This is a genomic window from Streptomyces capoamus (genome assembly GCF_014654935.1).
In the GTDB taxonomy this organism is placed as follows: domain Bacteria; phylum Actinomycetota; class Actinomycetes; order Streptomycetales; family Streptomycetaceae; genus Streptomyces; species Streptomyces capoamus.
Genome location: NZ_BNBF01000002.1, coordinates 326,251 through 327,407, shown reverse-complemented (window position 1 = coordinate 327,407; position 1,157 = coordinate 326,251). Strand labels below are relative to the sequence as shown.

The 1,157-nt window shown below is 72.3% G+C and carries 1 protein-coding gene; it reads left to right on the top strand.

Translation table 11 applies throughout. The features are described from left to right. The coding region (locus IE312_RS38825; protein ID WP_229899071.1) for a glycosyl hydrolase 115 family protein at window positions 1-1,157 on the top strand (1,157 nt) is incomplete at both ends.

Sequence of the window (1,157 nt, the reverse complement as noted above, 5' to 3'; positions counted from 1 at the left end):
GTCGTACGGGTCGCGGGAGACCTCCGGGACGACCTCGAACGGGTGACCGGCGTCCGGCCGGGCACGGGCATCGGCCGTTTCCCGGTGCTGCTCGGCACGATCGGGCGCAGCCCGCTGATCGACGGGCTGATCCGGTCCGGGAAGCTCGACGTGACGGGCGTGCGGGGCAGGTGGGAGACCTCGCTGCAGACGGTCGTGGACCGGCCGCTGCCCGGGGTGGAGCGGGCGTTCGTCATCGCCGGCAGCGACCCGCGGGGCACGATCTTCGGCGCGTACGACGTCTCCTACGGCATCGGCGTCTCCCCGTGGCACTGGTGGGACGACGTCCCCCCGGCGCGGCGCGACCACGTGTGGGTGAAGCCCGGCCGCTTCACCCAGGGGAGCCCCGCGGTGAAGTACCGGGGCGTCTTCGTCAACGACGAGAATCCCGCGCTCGGCACCTGGGCGCCGGCGTACTTCGGCCCGGGGAAAGCCCCGGGCCACCCCGGCGGCTTCACCGCGGACTTCTACGCGAAGGTCTTCGAGGTGCTGCTGCGCCTGAAGGGCAACTACCTGTGGCCGGCGGTGTGGGGCCGGGCGTTCGCGGAGGACGACCCGGAGAACCACCGGCGGGCCGCCGAGTACGGCATCGTCATGGGCACGTCCCACGAGGCGCCGATGATGCGGGGCATCGAGGAGTGGAACCGGCACGCCGGCTCCGGGACCGATCCCTACGGGGGCACGGGCGAATGGTCGTACCGCCGCAACGCGGAGGCGATCCGCGCGTACTGGCGCGCCGGCATCCAGCGCATGGCCGACCAGGGCTTCGAGGGCGTCGTCACGCTCGGCATGCGGGGCAACGGCGACACGAGCCTGCCCGACGGCGACGGCATCGAGCTGATGCAGCAGATCATCGCCGACCAGCGCCGCATCATCGAGGAGGTGACCGGCCGGCCGGCGGCCGAGACGCCCCAGGTCTGGACGCTCTACAAGGAGGTCCAGCGCTACTGGGACCGCGGGCTGCGCGCCCCCGACGACGTCACGGTGGTGCTCACGGACGACAACTGGGGCAACATCCGCAAGCACCCGGACGGCCCGCGGCCCGGCGGCTACGGCCTCTACTACCACTTCGACTACGTCGGCGCCGGCCGCAACTACAAGTGGGTCGACACCGCCAA